This window comes from Pseudomonas sp. AN-1 (assembly GCF_034057115.1).
Classification (GTDB): domain Bacteria; phylum Pseudomonadota; class Gammaproteobacteria; order Pseudomonadales; family Pseudomonadaceae; genus Geopseudomonas.
The window spans coordinates 4,240,410-4,266,720 of record NZ_CP139195.1; the positions used below are offsets into that span (position 1 = coordinate 4,240,410).

Below are 26,311 nucleotides of genomic sequence, written 5' to 3' on the forward strand. Positions count from 1 at the left end.
GGTTCACACTCCGCCGATCAGGCCAGCGATTCGCCGACGTGGAGGACCTTCAGGGTGTTGGTGCCGCCGATGGTGTCGTAGCTGTCGCCCTTGCTCATGATCACCCAGTCGCCCGGCTGCACCACGCCGCGCTTGAGCAGCTCGTCGACCGCGGCCTGGCTGACCTGCTCCGGCGGCAGCGCTGCGGCGTCGAAGGGGATGGTCTGCACGCCGCGGAACAGCGACGCACGGGCCTGGGTGGCGCGGTGCGGCGAGTAGGCGAAGATCGGCACCGCCGAGCGGATGCGCGACATGATCAGCGGGGTGTAGCCGCTCTCGGTGAGGGCGATGATCGCCTTGACGCCAGGGAAGTGGTTGGCGGTGTACATGGCCGCCAGGGCGATGCTCTCGTCGCAGCGCTCGAAGGTCAGGCCCATGCGGTGGCCGGACTTCTGGCTGGTCGGGTGCTTCTCGGCGCCGACGCAGACGCGCGCCATGGCCTTGACCGCTTCCACCGGGTAGTCGCCGGCGGCGCTCTCGGCCGACAGCATCACCGCGTCGGTATAGTCCAGCGCGGCGTTGGCCACGTCGGACACCTCGGCGCGGGTCGGCATCGGGCTGTGGATCATCGACTCCATCATCTGCGTGGCGGTGATCACCACTTTGTTGAGGCGGCGGGCGTGGGCAATGATCTTCTTCTGGATGCCGACCAGCTCGGCGTCGCCGATCTCCACGCCGAGGTCGCCGCGGGCGACCATCACGCCGTCGCTGGCGCGGATCAGCGCATCCAGCGATTCGTCGTCGGCCACCGCCTCGGCGCGCTCGATCTTGGCGATCAGCCAGGCGTCGCTGCCGGCCTCGTCGCGCAGGCGGCGGGCGTAGTGCATGTCCTCGGCATCGCGCGGGAAGGACACCGCCAGGTAGTCCAGCTCCATCTCGGCGGCCAGCTTGATGTCGGCCTTGTCCTTGTCGGTCAGCGCCGGCGCGGTCAGGCCGCCGCCGCGGCGGTTGATGCCCTTGTGGTCGGACAGCGGGCCACCGACGGTGACCTTGCACAGCAGCTCGCTGGCGGTGACCTGCTCGACCTGCATGATCACCCGGCCGTCGTCGAGCAGCAGCTCGTCGCCGACCTTGCAGTCCTTGACCAGGTCCGGGTAGTCGATGCCGACCACTTCCTGGGTGCCGGCGTCGCGCGGGTGGCTGATGGAGAAGCGGAAGGCGTCGCCTTCCTGCAGCTCGATGCGCTTGTTGGCGAACTTGGCGATGCGGATCTTCGGACCCTGCAGGTCGCCGAGCAGGGCGACGTGGCGATCGTGCTTGGCGGCCAGCTCGCGCACCAGGCGGGCGCGGGCCTTGTGCTCCTCGGGGGTGCCGTGGGAGAAGTTGAGGCGGGCGACGTTCATCCCGGCGAGGATCAGTTGCTCCAGCACCTGCGGCGAGCTGCTGGACGGGCCGAGAGTGGCGACGATCTTGGTACGGCGAAAGGGCATCAGGTTGCTCCTGGGTAAGGTCTGAACAGCGCCGGCGCGCCCGCTTGTGGCTGGGCGGACCGGTCTTGGTCGGCTCGCGGTGAGCCTGCGCCATCCGTGGCGGGAGTCGGTCAGTGGGCGGGTGCGCCCTGCGGCTTGAGCACCAGCAGGTCGCAGTCGACCCCTTCGAGCACGCGCTCGGCAGTGTGGCCGATCAGCGCGGTGTCGAGGTGGCCGCGGGCGATGGCGCCCATCACCAGCAGGTCGACGGCATTTTCCTCGACGAAGCGCGGCAGGGTCTCCTCGGCGAAGCCCTGCAGCAGGTGGCTGCGCGGCTTGGCTACCGCATGCTGGCCGAGCAGTTGCTCGAAGGCCTCGCGGTGGCGTTCGCCGGTGCGCTCGACATAGTACTCGTAATCGGCGATCAGTTCGGCATCGAACACCAAGGTGCGCGGCAGCGGTGCGTAGCTGTGCAGGTAGTGGTCCTCCAGGCCGAGGGTCTGACCCAGGGTCTGCGCCGCCTCGATCAGCTGGTGGTCGAGGCTGGCCGGCTTGTCGGCGCTGTGGGTGGGATCGAGGGCCACGGCCAGGCGCTGGCTGCGCCACTCGCCTTCCGGCTTGACCAGCCACAGTGGCGCCGGGCAGTAGCGGATCAGCTGCCAGCAGGTGTTGCTCAGCAGCAGGCGACGGATCAGGCCGTGGCTGTGCGCGGTCTTCAGCACCAGGTCGGGCTTCAGTTCCTCGGCGCGGGCGATGACCATCCGGTGCAGCGGCTTGCCCCAGCGCACCTCGCAGGTCACCGCCAGGCCCTCCTGGCGCAGCGGCGCGGCCAGTTGCTCGAGCCATTCGCGGCGCTGGCGGAGCAGCGAGTCGCGCGCCTTGTCCAGCGCCGGCGCCTCGAACAGCAGGCCGTTGTCCAGGGCACTGTTGAACTCGCAGATCAGCAGCTCGAGGGCGGCACCGCTGCGGCGGGCGATCCAGGCCGCGCGCGCCAGCGCCGGTTGCGGGGTTTGGGTGGGATCGATGATCACCAGCAGCTGCTTGAGTTGCATGTCGGACTCCTTGGCCGGATGGGGTATGGCCCGCGTGATGCCAGGCTCGGCTTGATGGACTCAGCCTAGCGCCAGCGCCACTACACATGCAAACCGGTTACCGGGGCGTGACGGGCGTGGCAGAGCGGGTGGCGGCAGGGCTCAGAAGGCCCCCGCCGCCTTCCACTGCAGGTAGCGGTTGACCAGTTCCGGCCCCAGTTCGCCGGGGCGCAGGTCGAGCACCGGCAGGCCCTGGGCGGCGAGGCGCTCGTGCAGGGCGCTGCGCGCGGCGGCGTAGTCGACGGCGCCGCAGTAGGCGAGCGCCTGCTCGTAGCTGTCCACCGGCTGCTGGCGCTGGCGGTCGAGCACTTCCTCGCGCAGGCTGGCGATCAGCAGGCGGTGGTGGCGGGCGATCTGCGCCGCGGCCAGCGGCAGCTGCTGGTCGTCCTCGTCGCGCAGGTTGCCGAGCAGCACCACCAGGGCGCGGCGCGGCTGGCGGGCGAGCAGTTCGCCGGCGGCGGCCAGGTAGTCGCCGGGCAACTGGCCGGGCTGCAGGTCGTAGACGCCGTTGAGCAGGGCGTTGAGCTGCTGCTGGCCCTTGGCCGGCGGCAGGTAGCGCGGCGTGTCGCCGCCGAAGGCCAGCAGGCCGACGGCATCGCCCTGGCGCAGGGCGACGTGGGCCAGCAGCAGGCAGGCGTTGAGGGCGTGGTCGAAGTGGCTGAGTTCGCCGTCCTGGCTGCGCATGCGCCGGCCGCCGTCGAGCAGGAAGAGGATCTGCTGGTCGCGTTCCTCCTGGTATTCGCGGGCGATCGGCTGGTGCTTGCGTGCGGTGGCCTTCCAGTCGATCTGGCGCAGGCTGTCGCCATCGCGGAACTCGCGCAGCTGGTGGAACTCGCGGCCGCTGCCGCGGCGCGGCTTCTGGCGCACGCCGAGGCGGCCGAGCCAGCTCTCCACCGCCATCAGGCGGGCGCCGTGCAGGCGGGCGAAGTCGGGATAGATGCGCGTGCTGCCGGGCAGTGGCAGATGGCGGCGCGCCTGCCACAGCCCCAGGCGGCTGGGCAGGCCGACCTCGCAGCGCGCGAAGGCGCTGTCGCCGCGCTGGCGCGGGCGGATGCGGTAGCGCAGCTCGCCGCCCTGGCCGGGCGGCAGGGCGAGGCGCTGCGGCAGGCCCTGGAACTCCAGCTCCGCCGGCACGTGGTCGAACAGCTCCAGCCAGGGCGTGGCCGCCGCCGGGGTGACGCGCAGGACCACCTCGCTCCAGCGGTCCAGCGCCAGGTGGCCGGGCAGCTGGCGCTCGAGCGCCGGCGAGGGCAGGCGGCGCAGCCACAGGGCGTCGAACAGCGCCGCGCCGGCCAGCGCCAGCAGCGCCGCCCACCACAGGCCGTGCAGCCAGGCGGGCAGGGCGAGGCCGAGCGGCGCCGCGGCGCCGAGGGCGATGGCCGCCAGCAGCAGGGCGGCGGCGAGACCGAGCAGGCGGGGCGTGGGCTTCATGAGCGCGGCGCGGCCACCTGGGCGAGCAGCTGGGCGAGCACCCGGTCGACGTCCTGGCCCTCGATCTCCAGCTCCGGCGCCAGGCGCACGCGGTGGCGCAGCACCGCCGGCGCACAGGCCTTGAGGTCGTCCGGGGTGACGAACTCGCCGCCGTGCAGCAGGGCGCGGGCGCGGGCGCAGCGCACCAGGGCGATGGAAGCGCGGGGACCGGCGCCGAAGGCCAGCCCCGGCCAGTCGCGGGTGGCGCGCACCAGGCGCACGGCGTAGTCGAGCACCTGGTCGTCGATCGGCAGCTCGGCGCAGATGCGCTGCAGCACCGGCACGTCGCGCTCGCGCAGCAGCGGGCGCAGGGCGGCGACGTCGAGCATGTCGCCGCGCGCCGTGCGGGTCACCAGGCGCACCAGCTCCAGCTCCTCGAGATGCGCCGGATAGTCCATGCGCAGCTTGAGCATGAAGCGGTCCAGCTCGGCCTCGGGCAGCGGGTAGGTGCCTTCCTGCTCGATGGGGTTCTGCGTGGCCAGCACCATGAACGGCCGCGGCACCGGCAGGGCGTTGCCCTCCAGGGTGACCTGGCGCTCCTGCATCACCTCGAGCAGCGCCGCCTGGGTCTTGGCCGGCGCGCGGTTGATCTCGTCGGCGAGCAGCAGGTTGGTGAACACCGGCCCCTGGCGTAGCTTGAACTGCTCGCTGGCCAGGTCGTAGACGGCGTGGCCGGTGACGTCGCTGGGCATCAGGTCGGGGGTGAACTGGATGCGCGCGAAGCGGCCGCCGAAGCAGCGCGCCAGGGCGCGCACCAGCAGGGTCTTGCCCAGGCCGGGGACGCCCTCGATCAGCACGTGGCCGCCGGCGAGCAGGGCGCAGAGCACGTCGTCGATCACCTGCTGCTGGCCGATCAGCGCCAGGCTGAGCTCGGCGCGCACCGCCTGGATCAGCTGCACGGCGCGCTGGTGCTGGTTGACGGCGGGCCTGTCGTCGCCGACCGGCGGTGCGGCCGCGGCCACGGTATCCGCCGGCGGCGCGTCCCGGTCGTCCGGGGTGGCGGTCGCGGGGGCGATGGGCTGGGCGTCGGATTCTTCGCTCATCATAGGGCATTCCTGAGTCGTTGCAGGTGGGCGACCTGGCGGGTGAACTGGGCGGCATCGATGCGCTGCTCGCCGAGCGGACGCATGGCCTGGCCGATCTGGCTGGGCGTGAGGCGGGCGAGACGGCCGAGCAACTGCCACTGTTCGGTGACCGGCAGGCGCTCGAAGCCGGGGTGGCGCTGGCGGGCGCGCTGGCGCACCTCGGCCTGCAGGCGGGCGAGCAGGGCGGCGTGGCCGCTCTGCCGGCAGAGGAAATCGGCGCTGGCCTGCAGGTGCTCGCCGAGCTGGCGGCGCGCCGGTGGCGGGTCGGCCTGCAGCGGGCCGTGGCGCAGGCCGAAGCGCCAGAGCAGCAGGGCGACCAGCAGGGCGAGGGCTGCCAGCGCCTCGGGGAAGTGGCGCAGCAGCAGGGACGGCAGGGATTCGCTGGCGAGGCGCTGGAGCAGCACGACCTGGCTGTCCTGGGTCAGGTACCAGAGCAGCCAGGCGTGGTCGTGCTCGCCGATGTGGCTGTTGCGCCACAGGTTGCCGTCGCTGAGCACGGTGACCAGGCCGTCGCCGTGGCCGAGTTGCAGCAGGTGGGTGGCCCTGGCGCTGTTGGCCCAGGCATGGGCGCGGTTGCCGGCGTCCTCGAGGTGGTAGCGGGTATCGAAGGCGAAGTAGGCCGGCGCCTGTTCGTTCTCCAGGTACAGCTTGGTCAGCTCGGGCCAGGGCTCCTCGGCGGCGGTTTCCGGCGTCTCCGCCAGGCTGGCGCTGGGCAGGCGGTGCACCTGCAGCAGGTCGAGCAGCAGGTCGTCGCTGCGCTGGCGCTGTTCGTTCCAGTTGGCCTGGGCGATCACCAGCAGGTGGCCGCCGGCGGCGGCCCAGTCGAGCAGGCGCTGGTTCTGGGCGGCGGTCAGTTCGCGGCGCGGGCCGAGCAGCACCAGGGTGTGGCCGGCGGGCGGGGTGTCTTCGAGCACCCCGGCCAGGCTGTCGGCGCGGCCGACTTCGACCTGGCGCTGGCGCAGGAAGCGCTCGGCGGCCAGCCAGGGATTGCTGCGCGCCTCCGGCGCCGGGCCGAGTTCGACGCTGCGCCACTGCGGGTCGAGGTTGCCGAGCAGCAGGAAGGCCAGCGCGGCGAGCAGCGACAGGCCGGCGAGAGCGCCCCACAGGCGTTGGCGGGAGGTCATGGGGTCACCTCCGCGCTGCGGGCGCGGCTGTTCAGTTCCAGCGCGCGCCAGGCGGCGCACAGCTCGGGGCCGAGTTCGGCCGGCGGCGGGCGACTGCCGTAGGCGAGCGCCTGCCAGGCCTGCAGCAGGCGGGCGGCGAAGCGCGCCAGCGGTGCATCGTCGAGGCGCTGCAGCAGCACCAGCACCTCGCCCTCGGTGTGTGCCGGGGTCAGCGGCAGGCGGCGCTGGTGCAGCAGGTGGCTGAGCAGGCCGCGATAGAGCAGGCCGAGAGCGGCGCGCGGGTCGTGCGGCCACAGCTGCTCGACGCTGGCCGGCAGGTCGTCCGGCAGGCTGCGCGGATCGACGGCCAGGCCGAACAGCTCGACCGGCGTTTCCGCCGCGGGCGTCTCGGCGGCCGGAGCGCGGCGGACGAACAGCGCCAGCCAGTCGCGATAGCGCCAGACCAGCACGGCGATGCCGCCGGCCAGCAGGCTCCACAGCAGCGCCTCGAGGAGTTCGGCGAAGCCGCCGGTCCAGGCCGGCGGCGCATCGGGCAGGGAGCGGTCCGCCGCGTCGGGCTGGTCGGTATCCGGCCAGCCCCAGTCGAGGCGCTCCTCGTGGCGGCGGAACGGCGGCGCGTCGAGCAGGGCGTGGATCTCGCGCTGCGCCTCGGCGCTGCTCAGCGGCTGGTGGGTGAGGCGCGGCGCCTCGGGCCCTGCGGCGTCCGTCACCGGCAGCGGGCAGGCGGCGCTCTCCAGGACTGCCGCGGCAGTTTCGGGCGGCGCCGTTTCGGCCAGTGCCGTGCGCCCGGGCAGCAGCAGGGCGAGGCCGAGCAGCACCACCAGGCCGGTCTGGCCGAGGCGTTCGAGCAGGCGGCGGAAGGCCAGTTCGAGATCCCAGGCCTCCAGCTCGCTGCGCCGGTTGAGGTAGAGGCTGAAGCCGCAGGCGACGTAGACCGGTTCCCAGACCACCAGCACCAGGGCGTAGCAGGCGTTGCTCAGGTGCTCCAGCCACAGCCATTCCTGCGGCGGGCGCAACACCGCGCTGGCCAGGGTGAGCGGATCGCGGAGCTGTTCGGGGAGCATCAGGTAGATCAGCACCAGCAGGCCGGCCCACAGCAGCAGTTCGACGTGCATGCCGAGCAGGGTCAGCCAGCGCGCCACGCCGCTGCGCCGGCCGAGGGCGTGCAGGCGCTGGCGGCGCGCGCTGCCGCGCAGGTTCTCCAGCTGGGTCAGCGGCAGGGTGAAGCTGCGGCTCAGGCTGAAGCGCCGCCAGGTCAGGCTGGCCAGCAGCTCGCCGCGCAGCAGCGCGGGCCAGGCGCGCAGGGCCTGGCCGAGGGTCGGCGTGGCGCCGAACAGGGCGCGCGAGAGGATGTGCAGCGGCAGGCGTTCGAAGGCCGGCTTCAGCCACCAGAACAGCAGCAGGGCGATGCTCGGCTGTTCCCGGAACAGCAGGCCGAGCAGCGCCAGCAGCGGCAGGGTGAGCAGCGCCCAGCTGCCCAGCAGCAGGCCGGCGTGGCGCTGCACCAGGTGCACGCCCAGGTCGACGGCTTCCCACGCGCTGCGCGGGCGCAGGGCGGCCTCGGCGGCGCTCAGCGACATGCGCGGCTCCGCGGGAGGCTGGCGAGTGGCTCGGTGATCACGACGACTCCCTGTGTTCGGTTCGATCGATCCAGTCAGCGGCGGCGCCCGCCGAGGCCGAAGTAGGCGCCGACCAGCAGCCACAGCGCGATGCCGACGGTGTACTTGACGGTCACCGGAAAGCGGGTGACCGACGACCAGTAGGCCTCGACGAAGGCGGCGATCAGCAGCAGGCCGATCACTCCGGCGAGCAGGCCGACGCAGCCGCGCGCGGCACTGCGCAGGGCGGCGCGGCGGCTGCGTGGTCCGGGCATCAGCAGGGCGCCGCCCAGCTGCAGGCCGGCGGCGCCGGCGAAGGTTATGGCAGTCAGCTCGAAAGCGCCATGGCCGACGACGAAGCCGAGGAAGGTTTCGTCGTAGCCGATGCGGATCAGGTGGCCGGCGATGGCGCCGATGTTGAGGCCGTTGTAGAGCAGGAAGAACAGCGAGCCGATGCCGAGCAGCAGGCCGCTGGCGAAGGTTTGGAAGGCGATGCCGATGTTGTTCATGATGTAGTAGCCGAACATCAGCCAGTCGTCGCCGCTGCCGCGCCCGGCCCAGGGGCCGAGGCGGCTGGAGTCGGGGTCGTACATCAGCTCCATCTTCGCCACCTGCTGCGGTGACAGCAGGCTGTAGATCAGTTCGGGGAACAGGTAGACCAGCAGGCCCATGCCCAGCAGGCTGCCGTAGAACAGCAGGCTGGCGAGCAGGATGCTGCGCCAGGCGGCGCGCACCTGGCGCGGGAAGCCACCGAGCAGGAAACCGAGCAGGCGCGGACCGAGGCCGCGAGGGGGGCGGTACAGCTGCTGGTGGGCGCGCAGGACCAGCTGCTGCAGGTATTCGACCAGGTTGGGACTGTAGGCGCGGCTCTGCGCCAGGGCCAGCTGCTGGCACAGGCGCCGATAGTCGGCGGCGAAGGCGCCGGCCAGGGACTCGAGTGACTTGCCTTGCTCCAGCAGCCTGAGCTGGCCCTCGAGGGCCTGCCACTGGCTCCGGTGCAGGGCCTCGAACTGCGCCTGTCTCATGGTTCGCCCCGCAGGCCGGCGGCGATGCGCTGCAGGCGCAGCGGGGCCTCGTCCGGCGACACGCCGAGTACCGGTGCGAGCAGGCCGGCCAGCTCCTCGCGGCGCGCCGGCGACAGCTGGCGCCGGCGCTCGTCGAAGGCGAGCAGGGCGCGCTGCTCCTCGGCACGCAGGGGGAAGGGCGCCGGCAGCGGCGCCACCGGCTCGCCCGGCAGCGGCGCCGGCGGGCGCTGGCGGTGGATCACCAGGGTGCCGGCGGCGAGGTCGCCGAGGCGCTGGAAGCGTGGACTGGCCAGGCTGGCGAGCAGGCCGCAGCAGTAGCCCAGCGGCAGCATGTCGACGAAGCGCAGCAGGTTGCGCAGCAGCGCGGCGCCCCAGCCGACCGGGGTTCCGTCCTCGTGCACCACGCGCAGGCCGAGCAGCTGCTTGCCGGGCGAGCGCCCCTGGTTGAGCACTTCGAACAGCACCATGTACCACCAGTTGAGCAGGAACAGCAGGATCAGGCCGAGGCCGACGCCCAGTTCGCCGAGGCGGCCGAGCAGGCTGACGACCAGCAGCGACAGGGCGGCGCGCAGGACCAGGTCGACGCCGAAGGCGCGGGCGCGCACCAGCGGGCCGGCGGGCGACAGCAGCAGGTCGACCCCCTCCGGGGTTTCCACCCGCAGGCGGGTGTCCAGCAGCGGGCTGGCGGATGTGGCTGGGGGCATGGCGGCGGGCTGCTCGGGGCTGGGATTGGCGATGCTAGCGAGGCGCGGCGGCGCGAGGCAACCGCCTGCGTCCGGGTGCCGCGCGGCGCGGGCGCGTTCAGTCGGCGGCCGGCAGCACGCCGAAGATCTCCCGGTACAGCACGCCGAGCGCCGCCACCGACAGCGGCAGGCTCCAGATCAGGCCGATGCCCAGCGGCAGGGCGCTGACCAGCAGGATCGCGCCGAGCAGCAGGAGCAGGCCGAACACCTTGAACCAGTGCTGGCTGATGGCCTGGCGCGAGGCTTCCATGGCCTGCCAGGGGCTCAGGCCGCGCTCGACCACCAGGGCCATGGCCAGTAGGTAGGCGACGCCCAGATAGATGCCGGGAAGGATCAGCAACAGGGTGCCGAGGTAGACCAGGACGGTGACCAGCATGCCGGTGATGGCCAGCGCCAGGGTATGACCGAAGTAGCCGAACACCAGACCGACGCCGACCGGTTGCTGCGCCGCCCGGCGGATGCCGATCATCAGGATGCCGGCGAAGAACGGATAGGTGAGCACGCCGATCAGCAGGCTGAGCAGCAGTTGTCCCGCCACCCCGGCGAGCAGGCTGTCGTGGCCGATCAGCCCGGCGCCGGCGAGGATGAACGCCAGCACGAAGGCGGCGGCGAACAGCACCGCGTAGAAGGCCAGGAAGCCGGCGATGATCGGCCACTTGATGCCGCGGGTGTTGCCCCAGGCCTCGCCGAGCAGGCCGCCGATGGAGAAGTCGTAGCCGCGGGCGAGGGCCTCCTCGATGCTGGGGGCCGGCTGCGCAGGGGCGGGCCTGTGCAGCAGGTCGCTGCGCGGCGGGGCGAACGGATTGGCGGCGGGGATGCTGTTCATGCCAGGGTCCTTGCGAGGCGTGATGGGAACGCCGGGATGCTAGTCGGCCGTCCCGGCCCCGGCAAGGCGGCTGGCGCGCAGGTGCGCAGCTTTGCGAGCCAGGTCGGCTTTCCCGGTGTGGCGCCGCCGCGTCGCAACGGTCCCGACCGCCGGACGATTCGCGCTAGACTGCGCGCCCCTGCCAATTGGAGCCGATCCCGTGACCGCAAGCATCTTCTGGTACGACTACGAAACCACCGGCATCGACCCGCGCCGCGACCGGCCGCTGCAGGTGGCGGGGATCCGTACCGACGAGGCGCTCAACGAGATCGGCGAGCCGCTCAACCTGTATTGCCGGCCGAGCGACGATATCCTGCCGCACCCGATGTCCTGCCTGATCACCGGCATCGCCCCCGGCCACCTGGAGCGCCACGGCCTCGGCGAGGCCGAGTTCATGACCCGCCTGCACGCCGAGCTGGCGCGCCCCGGCACCTGCACCGCCGGCTACAACAGCCTGCGCTTCGACGACGAGGTCACCCGCTACAGCCTGTACCGCAACTTCTTCGATCCCTACGCCCGCGAGTGGCAGGGCGGCAACAGCCGCTGGGACCTGATCGACCTGCTGCGCAGCGCCTATGCCCTGCGCCCGCAGGGCATCGAGTGGCCGCAGGAGGACGGGCGGGTGACCCTGAAGCTGGAGCGGCTGACCGCAGCCAACGGCATCGACCACGGCCAGGCCCACGACGCCCTGGCCGACGTGCGCGCCACCATCGCCCTGGCGCGGCTGCTGCGCGAACGCCAGCCGCGCCTGTACGACTGGTGTTATCAGTTGCGCAGCAAGCAGCGGGTGATGGAACAGATCCGCCTGCTGCAACCGCTGGTGCACATATCCGGGCGCTTTTCCGCCGAGCGCCATTTCCTCTCCGTGGTAATGCCGCTGGCCTGGCATCCGCGCAATCGCAATGCACTGATCGTCTGCGATCTGCAGGCCGATATCGCCCCGCTGCTGGAGTTGCCGGCGGAAGTTCTCGCCACGCGCCTGTATACCCGCCGCGAAGAACTGGGCGATGGCGAACTGCCGGTACCGCTGAAACTGGTACAGATCAATCGTTGCCCGGTGCTGGCGCCGCTCAAGGTGTTGCGCGAGGAGGACTGCCAGCGCCTGGCGCTGGATATGTCGGCCTGTCTGGATCGGGGCCGCGTGCTGGAACAGCGGCAGGCGGCATGGCGTGAAAAGTTGCCGGCGATCTATGCGGAAAACGGTTTTGCCGCCAGCGAGGATCCGGAGCAGCGCCTGTATGACGGCTTTATTGGCGACCGCGACCGCGGCCTGTGTATCCAGGTGCGCGAAAGTGACCCGGCGCGACTCGCCGAACGCCATGGGCTGTTTGCCGACGAGCGTCTCGAGGAGTTGCTGTTCCGTTATCGCGCGCGCAACTTTCCGCAGACATTGAGCACGCCCGAACAGCAGCGCTGGCAGGAGTTCTGTCGCCGGCGGCTGAGCGACAGTCGCGCCGGGGCGCCCAATACCCTGGCCGAGTTCGAACAGGCCGTGACGGAACTGCTGCCGGCCTGCGATCCGCGCCAGCAGGCCCTGCTCGCGGCCTGGCAGGCCCATGCGCAGGGCTTGCGCCAGCGCTACGCAGTGGCCTGAGCGGCAGCGGGCGGACGATTTCGCGGCAATAAAAAACGCCAGCTCGGCTGGCGTTTTTTATTGCCCTGCAGGAAGTGCCGGCAATCAGTCGAGGATGGTCGCCCAACTTTCCACGGTATCGTTGCCCCAGGTGGCTTTCCACTCCTTCAGGGTCTTGTGGTTGCCGCCCTTGGTCTCGATGGTTTCACCGGTGTTCGGGTTCTTGTACTGCTTGACCTTGCGGGTGCGCTTGGCCGGGGCTTCAACTTTGGCGGCACGGGCCGGGCGGCCGGCCTTGGCAACTTTGCCTTCGGCGTCGAGCAGGGCGAGGATGTCCGGCAGCGACTTGCCATATTCGGCCATCAGTTCGCGCAGCTTGGCTTCGAAGTCCAGTTCCTTCTGCAGCTTGTCGTCCAGCTTGAGGGCTTGCAGGCGCTCCTGCAGTTGCTTGATGGCAGCTTCGGTCGTGCGATATTCGTTGATCAGGGACATTGTCTTTTTCCTTGGGAAACGGGTCTGCAGGAACTACGGCGGTGAATGGATAATAGGCACAGCTCAATGCCAAGTAAATAGCGCGGAGCGCCTCGCGGAATATTTGGTAAAAATAACGGGCGAAGTTGTCGCGGGCGGGCGGAGATATTGGCGAGGCATGTAGAGGGGGCCTCCGAGGGCATGGCTTAGTGCCGGGAAAGACAAGTGCGGCAACTCTTGCAAGTTCTCGCATGTATCTGCCGGTGCTGCCGGGCTGCCTTGTCTGCGGCCAACGGGCGCAAGGCGTGACCGCGGCGCGGCTGTAGTTTTCCGTGCGGCTGGATAGAATGCCCCCTTTCGATGTTTGCGGAGTTACCCCATGCGTACTTTCCGGTTGGTCATCGCCTGCCCCGACCGCGTCGGCATCGTGGCCAAGGTCAGCAACCTGCTGGCTACCTACAACGGCTGGATCACCGAGGCGAGCCATCATTCGGACCTGGACAACGGCTGGTTCTTCATGCGCCACGAGATCCGCGCCGACTCGCTGCCGTTCGATCTCGAGGGGTTCCGCCATGCCTTCTCGCCCATCGCCCGCGAGTTCGGCATGCGCTGGCAGGTCTACGACTCGGCGGTGAAGAAGCGCGTGGTGCTGATGGCCAGCCGCGAATCGCACTGCCTGGCCGACCTGCTGCACCGCTGGCACAGCGGTGAGCTGGACTGCGAGATCCCCTGTGTGATCTCCAACCACGACGACCTGCGCAGCATGGTCGAGTGGCACGGCATTCCCTACTTCCACGTGCCGGTCGATCCGAAGGACAAGGCTCCGGCCTTCGCCGAGGTCAGCCGGCTGATCGCCGAGCACCAGGCCGACTGCGTGGTGCTGGCGCGCTACATGCAGATCCTGCCGCCGACCCTGTGCCAGGACTACGCCGGGCGGGTGATCAACATCCACCACAGCTTCCTGCCCTCGTTCGCCGGCGCCAAGCCCTACCATCAGGCGGCCAAGCGCGGCGTCAAGCTGATCGGCGCCACCTGCCACTACGTCACCGAGGAACTGGACGCCGGCCCGATCATCGAGCAGGACGTGGCGCGGGTCACCCACCGCCAGCAGGCCGAGGACATGGTGCGCATCGGCAAGGACGTGGAGCGGCGGGTACTGGCCCGCGGGCTACGCTATCACCTGGAGGACCGGGTGCTGGTGCACGACAACAAGACCGTGGTGTTCGACTGACAGGCCACCGCCGCGACCCTTCAAGGAACCAGAGGAGAAACACCATGCTCAAGTCGATCAAGGTGCGCGACTACATGACCCGCCACCCGGTGACCTTCCGCCCGGACATGGACCTGTTCACCGCCATCAACCGCCTGCTCGAACACGGACTGGCCGGAGCGCCGGTGCTGGACGCCGAGGGCCAGCTGGTCGGCATCCTGTCCGAGGCCGACTGCCTGCGCGCGATCCTGGCCGGCGCCTACTTCGACGATGCCCACGGTGCCGTCGGCAGCTTCATGACGGTGGTGCCGGATACCATCGACGCCGATGCCGACATCATCAAGGCCGCCGAAGGCTTCCTGCTCGACCAGCGCCAGCGCCTGCCGGTGCTCGAGGAGGGCCGCCTGGTCGGCATGCTCAGCCGCCACGACGTGCTGCGCGCGGTCAAGGAGTTCGCCCAGCACGAGAAGGGCAAGTCGAACGACTGAACGACGACCGGCAGGCGCGGCCGGTCGCCCGCGGGTGATGGCAGGTCGCGACCGCCATCACCCGCGGGGGAAATGGACCATGCCTGAACATCGTCAACTGCTGCTCGGCGCCGATCCGGCCGGGCAGCCCGTCGGCCAGGCGCTGCGCCTGGCCAACCGCCACGGCCTGATCGCCGGCGCCACCGGCACCGGCAAGACCGTCACCCTGCAGCACCTGGTCGAGCAGTTCAGCGACGCCGGCGTCGCGGTGTTCGCCGCCGACATCAAGGGCGACCTGTGCGGCCTCGGTGCCGCCGGCGCGCCGCAGGGCAAGATCGCCGAACGCATCGCCGCCATGCCCTGGCTGGGCCACCGGCCGCAGGCCTATCCGGTGACCCTGTGGGACGTGGCCGGGCAGGGCGGCCACCCGCTGCGCACCACCCTGAGCGAGATGGGCCCGCTGCTGCTCGGCGCGCTGCTGGAGCTCACTGACAGCCAGCAGGCCGCGCTCTACGCCGCCTTCCGGGTGGCCGACCGCGAGGGCCTGCTGCTGCTCGATCTCAAGGACCTCAAGGCGCTGCTCAACCACCTGCAGGGCAACCCGGAACTGCTCGGCGAGGACCGCGCGCTGTTCACCGGGCCGTCCGCCCAGGCCCTGCTGCGCAAGCTGGCGACCCTCGAGCAGCAGGGCGCCGAGGCGCTGTTCGGCGAGCCGGCACTGCAGCTGGAGGACCTGCTGCAGCCGGCGGCCGACGGCCGCGGGCGCATCCACCTGCTCGACGCCAGCCGCCTGGTGCACGAGGCGCCCAAGGTCTACGCCACCTTCCTGCTCTGGCTGCTGGCCGAGCTGTTCGAGCAACTGCCCGAGCGCGGCGACGCCGACCAGCCCCTGCTGGCGCTGTTCTTCGACGAGGCGCACCTGCTGTTCGCCGGCACGCCGAAGGCGCTGCAGGAGCGCCTCGAGCAGGTGGTGCGGCTGATCCGCTCCAAGGGCGTCGGCGTCTACTTCGTCACCCAGTCGCCGGGCGACCTGCCCGACGACATCCTCGCCCAGCTCGGCCTGCGCGTGCAGCACGGCCTGCGCGCCTTCACCGCCAGGGAGCAGAAGGCCCTGCGCGCGGTGGCCGACGGCTTCCGCCCCAACCCGGCTTTCGACAGCCTGGCCGTGCTCACCGAGCTGGGCATCGGCGAGGCGCTGGTCGGCACCCTGGAGGACAAGGGCACCCCGGCCATGGTGCAGCGGGTGGCCATCGCCCCGCCGCAGTCGCGCATCGGCCCGCTCGGCGAGAGCGAGCGCGCCGCGCTGCTGCGTGCCTCGCCGCTGGCCGGGCGCTATGACCGGCCGGTGGACCGCGAGTCGGCCTACGAGCTGCTCAGCGCCCGCGCCGCCCAGGCCGAAGCGCCCGCGCCGGCCGGCAGAGGCCAGGCCGCGGCGCAGGACAGGTCGCTGGGCGACATGGCCGGCGAGCTGCTCGGCAGCGCGGTCGGCCAGGCGATGAAGAGCGCGGTACGCCAGGCCGCCAACCAGATCGGCCGCGAGCTGGTGCGCGGGCTGATGGGCTCGCTGCTCGGCAAGCGGCGCTGAGCACGGCTGCGACCTGGCGCATGGACAGCCCGGCGCCGTCTGGCATAGCCTCCGGCGGCCGGGCAGGCGCGTGGGCGGGGTGGGGCCACCCGTGCTGCGTGCTGCCCGCCATCGTCCGCCAGGGGAGGAGCCCCGCCATGCGTCTGCGAGCTGCCGTAGTCCTGCTGTTTCCCGCCTGCCTCAGCACCGGCGTGCTGGCCGAGGGCGCGCCGCCGATCACGGCGGTGGTGCTGCATCCGGGCAGTGCCACCGTGGTGCGGACCGCGCAGGTCACCCCCGGGATGACCGAGGTGGTGTTCGCCGGCCTGCCGGCCCAGTTCGACCTGCAGACCCTGCGCGCCGAGGCCGGCGCCCACGTGCGGGTGGGTCAGGTGGTCACCCGCGATGCCGCGCGCGGCGACGCCTTCAATCCGGCGGAGGCCGATCTGGAGGGGCGCATCCTCGCCCTGCAGGACCGGCAGGCGGCAGTCGATGCCGAGATCGCCGCGGCCGAGCTGGTCGGGCGCTACCTGGAGCGCTTCGGTGCGGGCGGCTCCGGCGAAGGCGAGGCATCTGCCCTGCCCGACGATCCCAAGATTCTCGCCGGACTGGTGCAGACCCTCGGGCAGAGCGCGCGCGAATCGCTGGCCGCCATCCAGCGGCTGAACGTGGAGAAGCGCGAGTTCGGCAAGCAGATCGAGGTGCTGCAGCGCGAGCTGGAGGGCCTGCGCAGCGGGGCGCGCGACACGCGCAGCGTCACCGTGCAGCTCAGCGCGCAGCGCCCCGGCGAGCTGCGCCTCAGCTATCAGGTGGCGAATGCCGGCTGGCAGCCGGCCTACCGGGTGAGCCTGGACAGCGCGGCCTCGCGCCTGGAGCTGGAGCGCCTGGCCAGCGTGGCGCAGCGGACCGGCGAGGACTGGCAGGGCGTGCGCCTGACCCTGTCCACCACCCAGCCGCGGCTGTCGCCCGCCGCCCCCGAGCCGCAGCCCTGGCTGCTCACCTGGCAGCCGCCGGTGCCGGCGCAGTTGTCCAGGGCCGAGTCGCGGGTCATGCCGGCCCCCGCCGCGCCGCTGGCCGGCGTCGCCGCGCGCGAGGCGCTCGCTGACGAGGAGGGGTTCCAGCCGCCGAGCTTCGTCAGTCACGGTGCCTTCGCCAGCGAATTCGAAGTGCCGACGCCGGTCAGCCTGCCGGCCGACGGTCGTGCGCTGGCGGTCAGCCTGGGCACGGAGAGCCTCGTCGCCCGCCAGTACCTGCGCATCGCGCCGCGCGTCGAGCAGGCGGCGGTGGTGGTGGCCGAGGCCGAGCGTCCCGAGGGCGTCTGGCTGCCCGGCGATGTCCAGCTGTTCCGCGATGGCAGCTACGTGGGCCGCGCCCACTGGAATCCGGCCGGCAACGAGCGCTTCGTGTTCTCCTTCGGTCGCGACGACCAGTTGCGCGTGGCCGTCGACCAGGTCGAGGGACAGGCGGGCAGCACCGGGGTGTTCGACAAGCGCCGCGAGCGGCGGGTCGCCGAGGTGTTCACCCTCACCAACACCCACAAGCGTCCGGTGGAGGTGCTGCTGCTCGAATCCTCGCCGGTCAGCGGCTCCGAGGAAGTGCGCGTGCGCACGGCCTTCGACCCCGCGCCCACGCAGCAGGCCTGGCAGCAGCGCCGCGGCGTGGTCGCCTGGGAGCGCAGGCTGGCCGCCGGCGAGAGCGCCCGCTTCGGTGTCGACTACCGCATCGAATATCCGCTGGACGGCTACGTCGGCGGGCTGGAGTAGGGGGGCGGCGTCGCGGGGACGCCTCCGCTCGGTGTTCAGCCCGGCGGCTCGGCGATCTTCAGGCGCTGCCAGATCTGTTCGCCGTCCTGGATGGCGAGGTGGATCGGCGACAGGGAGAACTGGTGCAGCTGCAGCACCGCCATGCAGTCCTGCCACTGCTCGATTTCCAGGCGCCGCAGCTTCGACAGGTTGAAGGGATGTTCCTGGCCCTTCCACAGGGCGAGCAGGAAGTCTCGGCAGATTTCGCTCTGCCCGTCGCCGGTGCCGTGCAGGGCCGCTTGCAGCAGCCTGACCAGGGCCTCCTGGGCCTGGGGAACCTGTGCGCTTTGCTGGGCATTCCAGCGCTCGTGGCGCGCCATGCGTGCCGCAATGACACGCTCGATCTCGGCTTCCTCGCGGGCGCGGCGGGCGCGCTCTATATCGTTGGCCGGGCGCTTGATCGGGAGGGGAACTATCCTTTCGTTGCTCATGTGAACCTCCCTTCCCCGGCCGATGGTGGTGCGAATATCGCCTGTCGCCTCGGCCTTCGGGGAACAACTCAGACAAGTCTGCTGAGAATCGCTTTCAAGTCAAGTTGACGACTGAAAATTGACGTTCAACGAACAGCTGGCTTGAGCGAGGTGATTTTATCAAGGTCGAAACCGCGATGTCCCCACGGGGATGGTGGAATTGACAGATTTCGTGATCTGGTGACGCTATATGGGCGGCGTTTTAATGTCGCATTTCCGGCATGGGCATGCCGTGCGCGTCAAGCCATTCGGCGATCCGCGTGACCACCCAGGGGCCGTCGTCCAGCGGCAGGTCGTGGCCGGCGGCGGCATGCCGGGCGTGCGGCAGCTGCCAGCGGGCCGCCAGCTGCGCCGAACAGCGCGGATCGACCAGCGCGTCGCGCTCGCCGCTGAGCAGCAGCAGCGGTGGCTCCGGGCGCTGCGCCGGCAGCCGGAAGCGCGCTGCCGCCGCCAGCTGGCGCAGGGCGTTGCCGGGAGCGACCGGATGGCGGCGGCGCAGCGCCACCCAGTCGTCCAGCACCCGCGGGTCGGCGCGCGCACTGGTCAGGCGCAGGATGGCCGCCTCCTTGTCGCGGGCATCGCCGCCGGCCAGCACGCCGAGCAGTCGCGGGTAGCCGGCCGGGCGCAGGCGCCGGTAGAAGGGGCTGAGTCCGGCGAAGCTGGCGTTGATCAGCACCGCGCCGGCCACCTCGGCGGGATGGGCGGCGGCCCAGGCCAGCGCCACCATCGCCCCCAGCGACATGGCCAGCAGGTGCAGGGGGCCGTCGACGCCCTCGGCGGCCAGGCGGGCGCGACAGTCGTCGACCATCGCCGCGACCTGCAGCGGGCTGCGCTCCCGGTGCCGCACGCCGTTGCCGGGCAGGTCGAGGGCGAGGATGCGCGCCTGCGGCAGGCGAGCCGCCAGCAGGGCAGGGAACTCGCCCCAGTGGCCGCTCTCGCGGGTCAGGCCGCGCAGCAGGATCCAGGTGGCCATGGCTAGCACCACGGATACCAGCGGCGCAGGGCCTGCTGGCGATGCTGTTCGCGCGCCTCGCCGACCGGGCACCAGCCCTGGTGGCCGCAGGCGGCGCGACCGACGAAGTCCAGCCATTCCACCTGGCGTCGCAGCACGCGCGCCTCGCGGTGGCCGAGCAACGGGTTGAACAGGCCCTGCATCGACAGCAACTGGCGCGGGTTCTTCTTCACCCACAGCCAGGAGCCCATCTCCAGGGTCAACGGCAGGTGCACGCGCCCGGGATCGCTCAGGGCGCGCTGGTAGAGGTGGTCCCACAGGTCGCCGTGGGCGAGGTACTGGCAGCTCTGCGGCTCGAACAGGTAGGTGTGGTGGCGGTGGGTCTGGTCGAGGATCTCGCTCAGCGCGTGCATCTCCGCCAGGTGCGGGATGGGCGCGCGGGTGCTGGCATAGGGAAACCAGATGCGGTCGCAGAGGCCGAAGCCGGAGTGGCAGTCCACGGCGATGCTGAAGCGGTGGCTGAGCAGCTCCTCCTCGACCAGGTTGCACAGCGCCTGGCTTTCCGCCTGCATCGGCGCGCCGTGCGGGCCGCGGTACCAGGGCAGGCGCGCACTCAGGCGCTGGCCGCCGACCAGGAAGGGCACGCGCTGCTGCGCCTCGACCGGCGCGTTGCGCATCAGGTCGACGCCCTGCGGATTGGCGCGGGTGCCGCGCCACAGGCCGCCGGGATTGACCACCGGCATGAACACCATGCGCATGCGCTCGAGCTGCTGCTGCAGCAGCGGATCCCAGCGCAGGCGCGCCGCCAGGCTGCGCAGGAAGGCCAGCACCACGCTGGCGCCGATGCGCTCGAGGCCGTGCACGCCGCCGAAGTAGCCGACCGCCGGTGCCCCGGGGGCGGGATTGCCCAGGCTGATCGCGTATACCGGCAGGCTGCGCGCCTCGACCTCGACCCGGCACAGCTCCCGCACCTGCAGCGGGTTGCCGAGCTTGTCGATCAGGCGTTCGAGTTCGACCAGTTCGCTGGGCTCGCTGGCAGGCATGCGACCTCCGGGGCACAGGGCGGGACATCTCTTGCTCAGTTTAGGCGCCGGCTGCCGGAGTCTCGGGCGATCGGTGCGCGCGGCGTCCTTGCAGGCCCCTGCGGCGGCGACTTTACTTGCCTAGGTACCGTTCCTCGAAGAGTCCCGCTGGCGAGGTGCCTGTCATGCCACGTTCCCTGCCGTCGTCCGTCCGTCCCCGCGCCATCGCCGTCAGCGCGCCTGCCCAGCGCCTGTCGCACCTCCTGCTGGGCGCGGCGTTGCTGGTTGCCCTGGCGGAGGCCGCGCAGGTCCGTGCCGATGCCTTGCCCGAGGCCGCGGCGCCGCAGGCCCACGCCAGCTTTCTCGCCATGTCGGCGGTGAGCCCCGAGTATCAGCGGGCCCGGCTGTCCACGGCCCTGCAGTTCGCCACGGCGCCGGAGGAGCCCGGGGCCAGCGCCACCTTCGGCTGGCTGGAGGCGACCGGCGAGGTCCTGCTGATGAGCCATGGCCCCTATCCCTCCGCCGTCGCCCGGGCGCGCAGCGAGCGGGAAGTGGAAAGCGCGATGCCGATCCGCGCGCTCGGCGAGCTGCCGCGCTACCTGATGATCTGCAGCTGGAAGGCGGCCGACGGCGAGGCCCAGCCGGTGACGCTGGCCTTTGCCGAGCGCGACGACGCCAATGGCCGCCAGTCCAACACCCGCGACTACGCGAGCCTCAGCGTGCCCTGGGTGCCGACCGCCGCGCGGCGGGCGCAGCAGGTCTTCGCCGGCCACGACTGGTGCGGCGAGATCGCCCGCAGCGGGCAGTCGTCGGCGCTGCTCTGGCAGGCCGACACGGCCCGGCGCTAGGGGCCGACCCGGCGGTTTCTTTCCGGCCCGCCGCTGCGCGCTGCCTGCCATTCCGTCGCCATGGTCAGCGCCACCTTCCGCTTCTACGAGGAACTCAACGACTTCCTGCCGGCCGAGCGCCGGCGGCAGGCGTTCAGCTGCGAATGCGCGCGGGCGGCCACCGTCAAGCACATGATCGAGGCGCTCGGCGTGCCGCACACCGAGGTCGAGCTGGTGCTGGTCAACGGCGAGTCGGTGGACTTCGCCCGGCAGCTCGCCGACGGCGACCGGGTGGCGGTCTACCCGCGTTTCGAGAGCCTGGACATCACGCCGCTGCTGCGCGTGCGTGCCCGGCCGCTGCGCGTGCTGCGCTTCATCGCCGACGCCCACCTCGGCGGCCTGGCCCGCCTGCTGCGCATGAGCGGCTTCGACACCCTCTACGACAACGACTTCGAGGACGGCCAGATCGCCGCGCTGGCCGCCGCCGAGCAGCGCATCGTGCTGACCCGCGACCGCGAGCTGCTCAAGCGGCGCATCGTCAGCCACGGCTGCTACGTGCACGCGCTCAAGCCGGCGCTGCAGCTGCGCGAGCTGTTCGAGCGCCTCGACCTGGCGCGCAGCGCGCGGCCGTTCACCCTGTGCGTGCACTGCAACCTGCCGCTGCACGAACTCGACACCGAGCAGGCCCGTGCGCGCGTGCCGCCGCGCGCCGCCTGGCTGTACTCGCGCTTTCTCGGCTGCGATGCCTGCCAGCGCATCTACTGGGAGGGTTCGCACTGGCGCAACATGTGCGCGCTGCTCGGACCGCTGCTGGCGCGCGGCGGGCAAGCCTGAGCGTGTGCCCGGGCTATTCGATCTCGCCGCAGAACAGGTCCCAGCTGCCATCGGCGGGGCTGTTGCGCACCAGCAGGCTGTAGCCGCCGCCACGCAGCTGTTCCAGCGGCACCTCCACCCGCTTCGACAGCCGCCAGCCGGCCTGGGCGCGGCCGATGCGGTCGGCGAGCACGATCTGGTTCATCTCCCAGGCCGGCTCGGGGCCGAGGCGGTCGCAGCGGCCGGGGTAGATGTAGGTGTACAGATGCACCGGCCGGCTGGTGCCGTCCGGTACGCCGCCGATGATGAAGGAGATGCCGGTGCGCTCGCCCTCGGCCACCAGGGTGGCCTGGGCGATCTTGCCGGCATTGTGGTGGGTCGCCGCCAGCGGCACAGTGAGGAGCTCGCGCTCCTGCGTGGTGCCGGACCACGGGGTGCAACCCGTCCCGGCCAGCATCGCGCCGGCCAGCAGCCAGTACCTGATGGACATCGCTCGTCTCCTCCGCCCTGTGACCGGCGTGGTCGCCCGGCGAGCCGCCGGGCTGCCGGCCACGCCAGCCTGTGCAGCGTAGTCGACGGCGCGCGCTACAGCGCCCGGCGCAGCGGCCGCATCGGCGAACGGGCGAAGCCGTGGCGGGCATAGAAGCGCTGCGCCGCCACGTTGTCGTCGTCGGTGAGCAGGGTGACGCGCCGGCAGCCGCTGGCCCGCGCATGGGCGATGGCGTGTTCCAGCAGTGCCGAGCCGATCCCCGCGCCGCGCGCGCCGGCGTCGACCACCATGTCCTCGAGCAGCGCCACCCGCGCGCCGAGCGCGGTGGACACCGTGTACAGCAGGTTGACCATGGCGACGACGCGGCCGCCCTCGACCGCGACCAGGATGGCGCCGAGCCCGGGATCGGCGAGGATCGCCGCCAGACCGCGCTGCTGGGCGGCGCGGTCGGGGCTGAACTCGGCTTCCTGGGCGAAAAGTTGGGCGAGCAGGTCGCACAGGGCCGGGAGGTCGGCGGGGGTGGCGGGGCGGATGGTCATGGGCGTGGCTCCGGAGGGGGGAGCGCAAGTCCCAGCAGGAAGCGCGCCAATCCTAGTCCGGCGCCCGGTAGACGCTGCACTGCCAGTAGCCGCTGGCCGGCTGGCGCGGTCCCTGCCAGCCGAGGGCGCGCAGTTCGCGGGCGATCAGCTGGCCCATCAGGCCATGGCCGACCAGCAGGACCGAGCCGTGCCGGCGGGCCAGTTCGACCAGCCGCTGCGCGGCCTGGCGGGCGCGCAGCGCGGTGGCGGGGGCGGGCCGGGCGGGGCCGGGGAAGCGGGCCAGGCGGAACATCGCCGCCCAGGCCAGCGGCGGCAGCCGGGTGTCCAGCCAGGCCGGCCAGGGCGGCTCGGCCTCGCGGAACAGCGCCTCGCCGAGCACCGCCCGCCCCGGCGCCAGGCGCTGCGCCGACTCCGTGCAGCGGAGCAGGTCGCTGCAGGCCAGCACGCCGACGGCAGCCGCCTGCGCCCGGATCGCCGCCGGCACCGCGCCGGGCGCCAGGCCGGCCGCGTCGTAGAGGCGCAGCCATTCCTGCAGCGCCATCGGCCTGAACCAGGAGTCGAGGCGCAGCTCCGGCTGGCCGTGGCGGGCGAGAATGATCTGCATGGCGCCTTCCGTGCGGCGGTTTCCTCCAGCCACTATAGCCGGCGTGTGCGCCGTTCGGCCGGCGAGCCGAGGGCGGCCCCGGCAGTAGTCCCGACCGGCTCGCGCCGCTGCTGGACAAATCGCCGGCTGCTGCGCATAACGCTGGTGCGGCTGTGGCAGTCGCGCGGCGCCACGAGGGCGACGCTTCCCCCTGAATGGAGATTCGTGAATGGCAACTTCCCCCACCTTCGCCCGCTCGGCACTGCTGGCCATGGCGCTGGGCTGCTCCGCCGTGCTCGCCGGCCTGCCGCTGGCGGCCAGCGCCGCGCCGGTGGCCCAGCAGCGCACCCAGGTGCCGGGCTTCTTCCGCATGGCGCTGGGCGAGTTCGAGGTGACCGCGCTGTACGACGGCTATGTCGACCTCGATCCCAAGCTGCTCAAGGGCGCCAGCGCCGAGGATATCCAGCGCCTGCTGGCGCGGATGTTCGTCGAGGCGGACAAGGGCGTGCAGACCGCGGTCAACGCCTATCTGGTCAACACCGGCAGCCAGCTGCTGCTGGTGGATGCCGGCGCGGCGCAGTGCTTCGGGCCGACGCTCGGCGCGATCCAGGCCAACATCGCGGCGGCGGGCTACCAGGCGGCGCAGGTCGACCACGTGCTGCTCACCCACCTGCATCCGGACCATGCCTGCGGCCTGCTCGACGGCGAGGGCGGCATGGCCTTCCCCAACGCCAGCGTGCATGTGCCCAAGGCCGAGGCGGACTACTGGCTGAGCGCCGAGCTGGCGGCCAAGGCGCCGGAGGACCGCCAGGGCATGTTCAGGATGGCCCAGGCGGCCCTGGCGCCCTACGTCGCCGCCGGCCGCCTGCAGCCCCACGGCGAGGAAGGTCCGGGCATCGCCGGGGTGAGCGCCGCGCCCAGCCCCGGCCACACCCCGGGGCACAGCGGCTACCTGTTCGGCTCCGGCACCCGCCGCCTGCTGGTGTGGGGCGACATCGTGCACAGCCACGCGGTGCAGTTCGCCCGCCCGGACGTGGCCATCGAGTTCGATGTCGACAGCACCCGAGCCGTCGCCACTCGGCAGCGCGTGCTCGCCGATGCGGCGCTCGACCGGCTGTGGGTGGCCGGAGCGCACCTGCCGTTCCCCGGCATCGGCCACGTGCGCACCGAAGGCGAGGGCTACGCCTGGGTGCCGGTGGAGTACGGCCCGCTGCGCAGCGACCGCTGATTTCGGCCGCCGGCAAGGCGCCCGGCGGGCGCCCTTGCTAGCCTTGTCCGAGGCGGTGTGCGCGGAGATCGAGGATGGCCGGACGACTTTCCCTGCTGGCCCTGACGCTGGCCCTGCTGGGCGGCTGCGTCCAGCACGTTTCCCCCGAGCATCCCGAGGCGCTGCTGCCGGATCGCTCGGCGCAGATCGAGCCCGGGCTGACGCGGCGCTCCCAGGTGCACGAGCGGCTGGGGCCGCCGCTGCTGGCCAGCGACTACTGGGGCTTCGAGCTGTTCCGCGCCGACACCGAGCAGGCCGCCACGATGTTGGTGATCGCCCCCTGGCCGGTGCCCTTCGCCCATATCAAGGATCGCCTGCTGCGCTACAGCCTGGTGGCTTACGACGACGAGGCGCGCGTCGTCGCGGTGGACAGCGGGCTGGTCCGGCGGCCGACCGACTGGCGCAGCATGTCGCCCATCGAGACCGACTTTCCGGCGCTGCACCTGCGCAGCGGCGACCTGCTGTTCTTCGTCGTTCCGGACGGCGAGCGGCGCGAGAACCTGCTGGCCGCCCCCGCGCTGCGCGACACCTGGCTCGAACGCGCGCACGGCGCGACCGACTGCACCCTGGTGCTCGGTTGCGGCGCCCAGGGCTGCCCCGACCGGCTGGCGCTCGACGGCCAGCCCGCGCAACCCCTGCCGCTGCGCCTGAGCGATGCCTACTGGTATCGCGAGGGCGAGCAGCAGACCTGGCTGCGCGGCATGCTGCCGGCGGCGGGCGAGGCCGCGCCATCCTGGCTGGATACCCTGGTGGCGCTGCGACTCCCGCCGGGCGAGCACAGGCTGCAGTTTTCCGCCCGCCATCTGGATGGCCGGCAGTTCCATGGCCTGAGCTGCCGGGCGGGAGAGGTGAGCTATCTGCAGATCGACGCCACCGCCGACCAGGGATTCTGGCACCAGGAACTGGTCGACTGGCGGTTCGAGTCCAGCCGGACGATGCCGGCTGCCTTCCGCCGGCGGCCGCTGGTGCTGATGGGCGACGGGCATTGGTTCGTCGAGGAGCGGTGATCCACCTGTAAAACCCTTACAGCCGTTTTACAGGTGTAAGGCCGGGCATTTACAGCCGGCCTGTCCGGTGGGCAGCCGTTCAAACCCACTGTTTCGCTGAGAAAATCAATAAAAACAACAGCTTATGCGTATCTCTCGGGATTGGCACGCAAGCTGCTCTGCTCCGTTCGGGGAGTCGCAACAGGCTCTCCCGACAACAGAACAATGAACGCCGGCCCTGTCTGACCCCCACCCTGCGGGCGCGCCGGCAACAGTCTGGAGCGCTGCCATGCACGACTCTTCCGCCCCGGGTGCCGGCCTCAGCCGCCGGCGCTTCATGTCCCTGTCCGCCCAGTCGCTGGCGCTGCTCGGCGCCACCGCGGTCAGCAGCCAGCTGATCCCGGTCACCCTGCTCGCCGACGAGGCGCGGCCCGTTGCGCTGCCCGAGCTGCCCGAGCTGCCCGCCGGCCTGCTGCAGATGGGCCGCGACATCTTCCCCCACGACCGCCTCGCCGACCTGCACTACGCCAAGCCGCTCGCCGCGCTGCTCGACAAGCAGGGCGCGCTGGTCCGCCAGGGTCTGCAGGCGCTGCAGGCCAGCGCCCGCGAACGTCACGGCAAGGCCTTCGAGGCGCTCGCCGAGAACGACCGCGTCGCCCTGCTGCGCGCCATCGAGACCGGGCCGTTCTTCCGCGAGGTGCGCACTGCGCTGATGTTCGGCATCTACGACAACAAGGCGCTGTTCCCGCTGTTCGGCTACGAAGGCTCCTCGGTGGAGAAGGGCGGCTACGTCAACCGCGGCTTCAACGACATCGACTGGCTCTGA

The 26,311-nt window shown here is 71.6% G+C and carries 26 protein-coding genes; 10 read left to right on the forward strand and 16 right to left on the reverse strand.

Annotated features, from left to right (window positions below; translation table 11 throughout):
• Nucleotides 1-17 precede the first annotated feature (17 nt).
• From pyk to SK095_RS19960, 9 genes are all read right to left on the reverse strand, one after another.
• The gene (pyk, locus tag SK095_RS19920; protein WP_136491481.1) at nucleotides 18-1,469 is read right to left on the reverse strand and encodes a pyruvate kinase; all 1,452 of its coding nucleotides are present in this window, start codon (nucleotides 1,467-1,469) and stop codon (nucleotides 18-20) included.
• A 110-nt stretch (nucleotides 1,470-1,579) separates the two neighbouring features.
• Nucleotides 1,580-2,500 (reverse strand): universal stress protein, encoded by a 921-nt coding sequence (locus SK095_RS19925; RefSeq protein ID WP_201485201.1) that lies wholly within the window; start codon nucleotides 2,498-2,500, stop codon nucleotides 1,580-1,582.
• A gap of 141 nt (nucleotides 2,501-2,641) precedes the next feature.
• Nucleotides 2,642-3,970, reverse strand: coding sequence for a DUF58 domain-containing protein (locus tag SK095_RS19930; RefSeq protein WP_320547250.1), 1,329 nt, complete (start codon nucleotides 3,968-3,970; stop codon nucleotides 2,642-2,644).
• Nucleotides 3,967-5,055, reverse strand: coding sequence for an AAA family ATPase (locus SK095_RS19935; protein WP_414153861.1), 1,089 nt, complete (start codon nucleotides 5,053-5,055; stop codon nucleotides 3,967-3,969). The genes SK095_RS19930 and SK095_RS19935 overlap by 4 nt, the downstream gene beginning before the upstream one ends.
• Nucleotides 5,052-6,218, reverse strand: coding sequence for a DUF4350 domain-containing protein (locus SK095_RS19940; RefSeq protein ID WP_320547252.1), 1,167 nt, complete (start codon nucleotides 6,216-6,218; stop codon nucleotides 5,052-5,054). The genes SK095_RS19935 and SK095_RS19940 overlap by 4 nt, the downstream gene beginning before the upstream one ends.
• Entirely contained in the window at nucleotides 6,215-7,798 is a 1,584-nt protein-coding gene (locus tag SK095_RS19945) for a DUF4129 domain-containing protein (protein WP_320547253.1), read from the reverse strand. The genes SK095_RS19940 and SK095_RS19945 overlap by 4 nt, the downstream gene beginning before the upstream one ends.
• 74 nt (nucleotides 7,799-7,872) lie before the next feature.
• Entirely contained in the window at nucleotides 7,873-8,841 is a 969-nt protein-coding gene (locus tag SK095_RS19950; protein ID WP_320547254.1) for a stage II sporulation protein M, read from the reverse strand.
• Nucleotides 8,838-9,545 (reverse strand): RDD family protein, encoded by a 708-nt coding sequence (locus tag SK095_RS19955; RefSeq protein ID WP_320547255.1) that lies wholly within the window; start codon nucleotides 9,543-9,545, stop codon nucleotides 8,838-8,840. Before SK095_RS19955 ends, SK095_RS19950 begins: the two co-directional genes overlap by 4 nt.
• Before the next feature lie 97 nt (nucleotides 9,546-9,642).
• Nucleotides 9,643-10,410 carry a hypothetical protein gene (locus SK095_RS19960; protein ID WP_320547256.1) on the reverse strand — a complete coding sequence of 256 codons (768 nt, stop codon included), beginning with the start codon at nucleotides 10,408-10,410 and terminating at the stop codon, nucleotides 9,643-9,645.
• A gap of 199 nt (nucleotides 10,411-10,609) precedes the next feature.
• On the opposite strand from SK095_RS19960, the gene sbcB reads away from it, so the two are divergent.
• On the forward strand, nucleotides 10,610-12,043 hold the full coding sequence (sbcB, locus tag SK095_RS19965; RefSeq protein WP_136491316.1) for an exodeoxyribonuclease I: 1,434 nt from the start codon (nucleotides 10,610-10,612) through the stop codon (nucleotides 12,041-12,043).
• 84 nt (nucleotides 12,044-12,127) lie between these two features.
• On the opposite strand, the gene mvaT is transcribed toward sbcB, so the two are convergent.
• The gene (gene mvaT, locus SK095_RS19970; protein ID WP_136491315.1) at nucleotides 12,128-12,514 is read right to left on the reverse strand and encodes a histone-like nucleoid-structuring protein MvaT; all 387 of its coding nucleotides are present in this window, start codon (nucleotides 12,512-12,514) and stop codon (nucleotides 12,128-12,130) included.
• A 358-nt stretch (nucleotides 12,515-12,872) separates the two neighbouring features.
• On the opposite strand from mvaT, the gene purU reads away from it, so the two are divergent.
• The 4 genes from purU to SK095_RS19990 all read left to right on the forward strand — a co-directional run bounded on the left by purU (nucleotide 12,873) and on the right by SK095_RS19990 (nucleotide 17,497).
• Entirely contained in the window at nucleotides 12,873-13,724 is an 852-nt protein-coding gene (gene purU / locus SK095_RS19975; protein WP_136491314.1) for a formyltetrahydrofolate deformylase, read from the forward strand.
• Nucleotides 13,725-13,768: 44 nt separating this feature from the next.
• Nucleotides 13,769-14,191: a CBS domain-containing protein gene (locus SK095_RS19980; protein ID WP_201485210.1), complete on the forward strand. Its 423-nt coding sequence runs from the start codon at nucleotides 13,769-13,771 to the stop codon at nucleotides 14,189-14,191.
• 79 nt (nucleotides 14,192-14,270) lie between these two features.
• Complete coding sequence (locus SK095_RS19985; RefSeq protein WP_320547257.1) at nucleotides 14,271-15,755, forward strand: helicase HerA-like domain-containing protein; 1,485 nt, start codon at nucleotides 14,271-14,273, stop codon at nucleotides 15,753-15,755.
• A gap of 137 nt (nucleotides 15,756-15,892) precedes the next feature.
• Nucleotides 15,893-17,497, forward strand: coding sequence for a mucoidy inhibitor MuiA family protein (locus tag SK095_RS19990; RefSeq protein WP_320547258.1), 1,605 nt, complete (start codon nucleotides 15,893-15,895; stop codon nucleotides 17,495-17,497).
• Nucleotides 17,498-17,532: 35 nt separating this feature from the next.
• Here the strand turns inward: SK095_RS19990 and SK095_RS19995 are convergent, their stop codons facing one another.
• The 3 genes from SK095_RS19995 to SK095_RS20005 form a co-directional block, all read right to left on the reverse strand.
• Nucleotides 17,533-17,967 carry a hypothetical protein gene (locus SK095_RS19995; RefSeq protein WP_320547259.1) on the reverse strand — a complete coding sequence of 145 codons (435 nt, stop codon included), beginning with the start codon at nucleotides 17,965-17,967 and terminating at the stop codon, nucleotides 17,533-17,535.
• Between the two features lie 241 nt (nucleotides 17,968-18,208).
• The gene (locus SK095_RS20000) at nucleotides 18,209-18,979 is read right to left on the reverse strand and encodes an alpha/beta hydrolase (protein ID WP_320547260.1); all 771 of its coding nucleotides are present in this window, start codon (nucleotides 18,977-18,979) and stop codon (nucleotides 18,209-18,211) included.
• Between the two features lie 2 nt (nucleotides 18,980-18,981).
• Nucleotides 18,982-20,001, reverse strand: a complete 1,020-nt coding sequence (locus SK095_RS20005) for a M14 family zinc carboxypeptidase (RefSeq protein ID WP_320547261.1) — start codon at nucleotides 19,999-20,001, stop codon at nucleotides 18,982-18,984.
• A gap of 164 nt (nucleotides 20,002-20,165) precedes the next feature.
• Between SK095_RS20005 and SK095_RS20010 the strand changes: the two genes are divergently transcribed.
• Nucleotides 20,166-20,828, forward strand: coding sequence for a hypothetical protein (locus SK095_RS20010; RefSeq protein ID WP_320547262.1), 663 nt, complete (start codon nucleotides 20,166-20,168; stop codon nucleotides 20,826-20,828).
• Nucleotides 20,829-20,888: 60 nt separating this feature from the next.
• On the forward strand, nucleotides 20,889-21,641 hold the full coding sequence (locus SK095_RS20015) for a Mut7-C RNAse domain-containing protein (protein WP_320547263.1): 753 nt from the start codon (nucleotides 20,889-20,891) through the stop codon (nucleotides 21,639-21,641).
• 13 nt (nucleotides 21,642-21,654) lie between these two features.
• Here the strand turns inward: SK095_RS20015 and SK095_RS20020 are convergent, their stop codons facing one another.
• The 3 genes from SK095_RS20020 to SK095_RS20030 form a co-directional block, all read right to left on the reverse strand.
• Nucleotides 21,655-22,110 (reverse strand): hypothetical protein, encoded by a 456-nt coding sequence (locus SK095_RS20020; RefSeq protein WP_320547264.1) that lies wholly within the window; start codon nucleotides 22,108-22,110, stop codon nucleotides 21,655-21,657.
• A 95-nt stretch (nucleotides 22,111-22,205) separates the two neighbouring features.
• Nucleotides 22,206-22,649: a GNAT family N-acetyltransferase gene (locus SK095_RS20025; protein ID WP_320547265.1), complete on the reverse strand. Its 444-nt coding sequence runs from the start codon at nucleotides 22,647-22,649 to the stop codon at nucleotides 22,206-22,208.
• A 52-nt stretch (nucleotides 22,650-22,701) separates the two neighbouring features.
• Nucleotides 22,702-23,253 carry a histidine phosphatase family protein gene (locus tag SK095_RS20030; RefSeq protein WP_320547266.1) on the reverse strand — a complete coding sequence of 184 codons (552 nt, stop codon included), beginning with the start codon at nucleotides 23,251-23,253 and terminating at the stop codon, nucleotides 22,702-22,704.
• Between the two features lie 208 nt (nucleotides 23,254-23,461).
• On the opposite strand from SK095_RS20030, the gene SK095_RS20035 reads away from it, so the two are divergent.
• The 3 genes from SK095_RS20035 (at nucleotide 23,462) to SK095_RS20045 (ending at nucleotide 26,311) form a co-directional block, all read left to right on the forward strand.
• Nucleotides 23,462-24,460: an MBL fold metallo-hydrolase gene (locus tag SK095_RS20035; RefSeq protein WP_320547267.1), complete on the forward strand. Its 999-nt coding sequence runs from the start codon at nucleotides 23,462-23,464 to the stop codon at nucleotides 24,458-24,460.
• 74 nt (nucleotides 24,461-24,534) lie between these two features.
• Complete coding sequence (locus tag SK095_RS20040; protein WP_320547268.1) at nucleotides 24,535-25,506, forward strand: hypothetical protein; 972 nt, start codon at nucleotides 24,535-24,537, stop codon at nucleotides 25,504-25,506.
• 268 nt (nucleotides 25,507-25,774) lie between these two features.
• Complete coding sequence (locus SK095_RS20045; protein WP_320547269.1) at nucleotides 25,775-26,311, forward strand: gluconate 2-dehydrogenase subunit 3 family protein; 537 nt, start codon at nucleotides 25,775-25,777, stop codon at nucleotides 26,309-26,311.

Bases quoted from the DNA above. Each gene is read 5' to 3' on its own strand.
- SK095_RS19945 (WP_320547253.1), bottom strand. From the start codon at position 7,798: ATGTCGCTGAGCGCCGCCGAGGCCGCCCTGCGCCCGCGCAGCGCGTGG.
- SK095_RS20035 (WP_320547267.1), top strand. From the start codon at position 23,462: ATGGCAACTTCCCCCACCTTCGCCCGCTCGGCACTGCTGGCCATGGCG.
- SK095_RS20010 (WP_320547262.1), top strand. From the start codon at position 20,166: ATGCCACGTTCCCTGCCGTCGTCCGTCCGTCCCCGCGCCATCGCCGTC.
- SK095_RS20045 (WP_320547269.1), top strand. From the start codon at position 25,775: ATGCACGACTCTTCCGCCCCGGGTGCCGGCCTCAGCCGCCGGCGCTTC.
- SK095_RS19950 (WP_320547254.1), bottom strand. From the start codon at position 8,841: ATGAGACAGGCGCAGTTCGAGGCCCTGCACCGGAGCCAGTGGCAGGCC.
- purU (WP_136491314.1), top strand. From the start codon at position 12,873: ATGCGTACTTTCCGGTTGGTCATCGCCTGCCCCGACCGCGTCGGCATC.
- SK095_RS19985 (WP_320547257.1), top strand. From the start codon at position 14,271: ATGCCTGAACATCGTCAACTGCTGCTCGGCGCCGATCCGGCCGGGCAG.
- SK095_RS19995 (WP_320547259.1), bottom strand. From the start codon at position 17,967: ATGAGCAACGAAAGGATAGTTCCCCTCCCGATCAAGCGCCCGGCCAAC.
- SK095_RS20000 (WP_320547260.1), bottom strand. From the start codon at position 18,979: ATGGCCACCTGGATCCTGCTGCGCGGCCTGACCCGCGAGAGCGGCCAC.
- SK095_RS19980 (WP_201485210.1), top strand. From the start codon at position 13,769: ATGCTCAAGTCGATCAAGGTGCGCGACTACATGACCCGCCACCCGGTG.
- mvaT (WP_136491315.1), bottom strand. From the start codon at position 12,514: ATGTCCCTGATCAACGAATATCGCACGACCGAAGCTGCCATCAAGCAA.
- SK095_RS20025 (WP_320547265.1), bottom strand. From the start codon at position 22,649: ATGACCATCCGCCCCGCCACCCCCGCCGACCTCCCGGCCCTGTGCGAC.
- SK095_RS19955 (WP_320547255.1), bottom strand. From the start codon at position 9,545: ATGCCCCCAGCCACATCCGCCAGCCCGCTGCTGGACACCCGCCTGCGG.
- SK095_RS19990 (WP_320547258.1), top strand. From the start codon at position 15,893: ATGCGTCTGCGAGCTGCCGTAGTCCTGCTGTTTCCCGCCTGCCTCAGC.
- SK095_RS20040 (WP_320547268.1), top strand. From the start codon at position 24,535: ATGGCCGGACGACTTTCCCTGCTGGCCCTGACGCTGGCCCTGCTGGGC.
- SK095_RS19925 (WP_201485201.1), bottom strand. From the start codon at position 2,500: ATGCAACTCAAGCAGCTGCTGGTGATCATCGATCCCACCCAAACCCCG.
- SK095_RS20030 (WP_320547266.1), bottom strand. From the start codon at position 23,253: ATGCAGATCATTCTCGCCCGCCACGGCCAGCCGGAGCTGCGCCTCGAC.
- SK095_RS20020 (WP_320547264.1), bottom strand. From the start codon at position 22,110: ATGTCCATCAGGTACTGGCTGCTGGCCGGCGCGATGCTGGCCGGGACG.
- pyk (WP_136491481.1), bottom strand. From the start codon at position 1,469: ATGCCCTTTCGCCGTACCAAGATCGTCGCCACTCTCGGCCCGTCCAGC.
- SK095_RS19960 (WP_320547256.1), bottom strand. From the start codon at position 10,410: ATGAACAGCATCCCCGCCGCCAATCCGTTCGCCCCGCCGCGCAGCGAC.
- SK095_RS19935 (WP_414153861.1), bottom strand. From the start codon at position 5,055: ATGATGAGCGAAGAATCCGACGCCCAGCCCATCGCCCCCGCGACCGCC.
- SK095_RS19930 (WP_320547250.1), bottom strand. From the start codon at position 3,970: ATGAAGCCCACGCCCCGCCTGCTCGGTCTCGCCGCCGCCCTGCTGCTG.
- SK095_RS19940 (WP_320547252.1), bottom strand. From the start codon at position 6,218: ATGACCTCCCGCCAACGCCTGTGGGGCGCTCTCGCCGGCCTGTCGCTG.
- SK095_RS20005 (WP_320547261.1), bottom strand. From the start codon at position 20,001: ATGCCTGCCAGCGAGCCCAGCGAACTGGTCGAACTCGAACGCCTGATC.
- SK095_RS20015 (WP_320547263.1), top strand. From the start codon at position 20,889: ATGGTCAGCGCCACCTTCCGCTTCTACGAGGAACTCAACGACTTCCTG.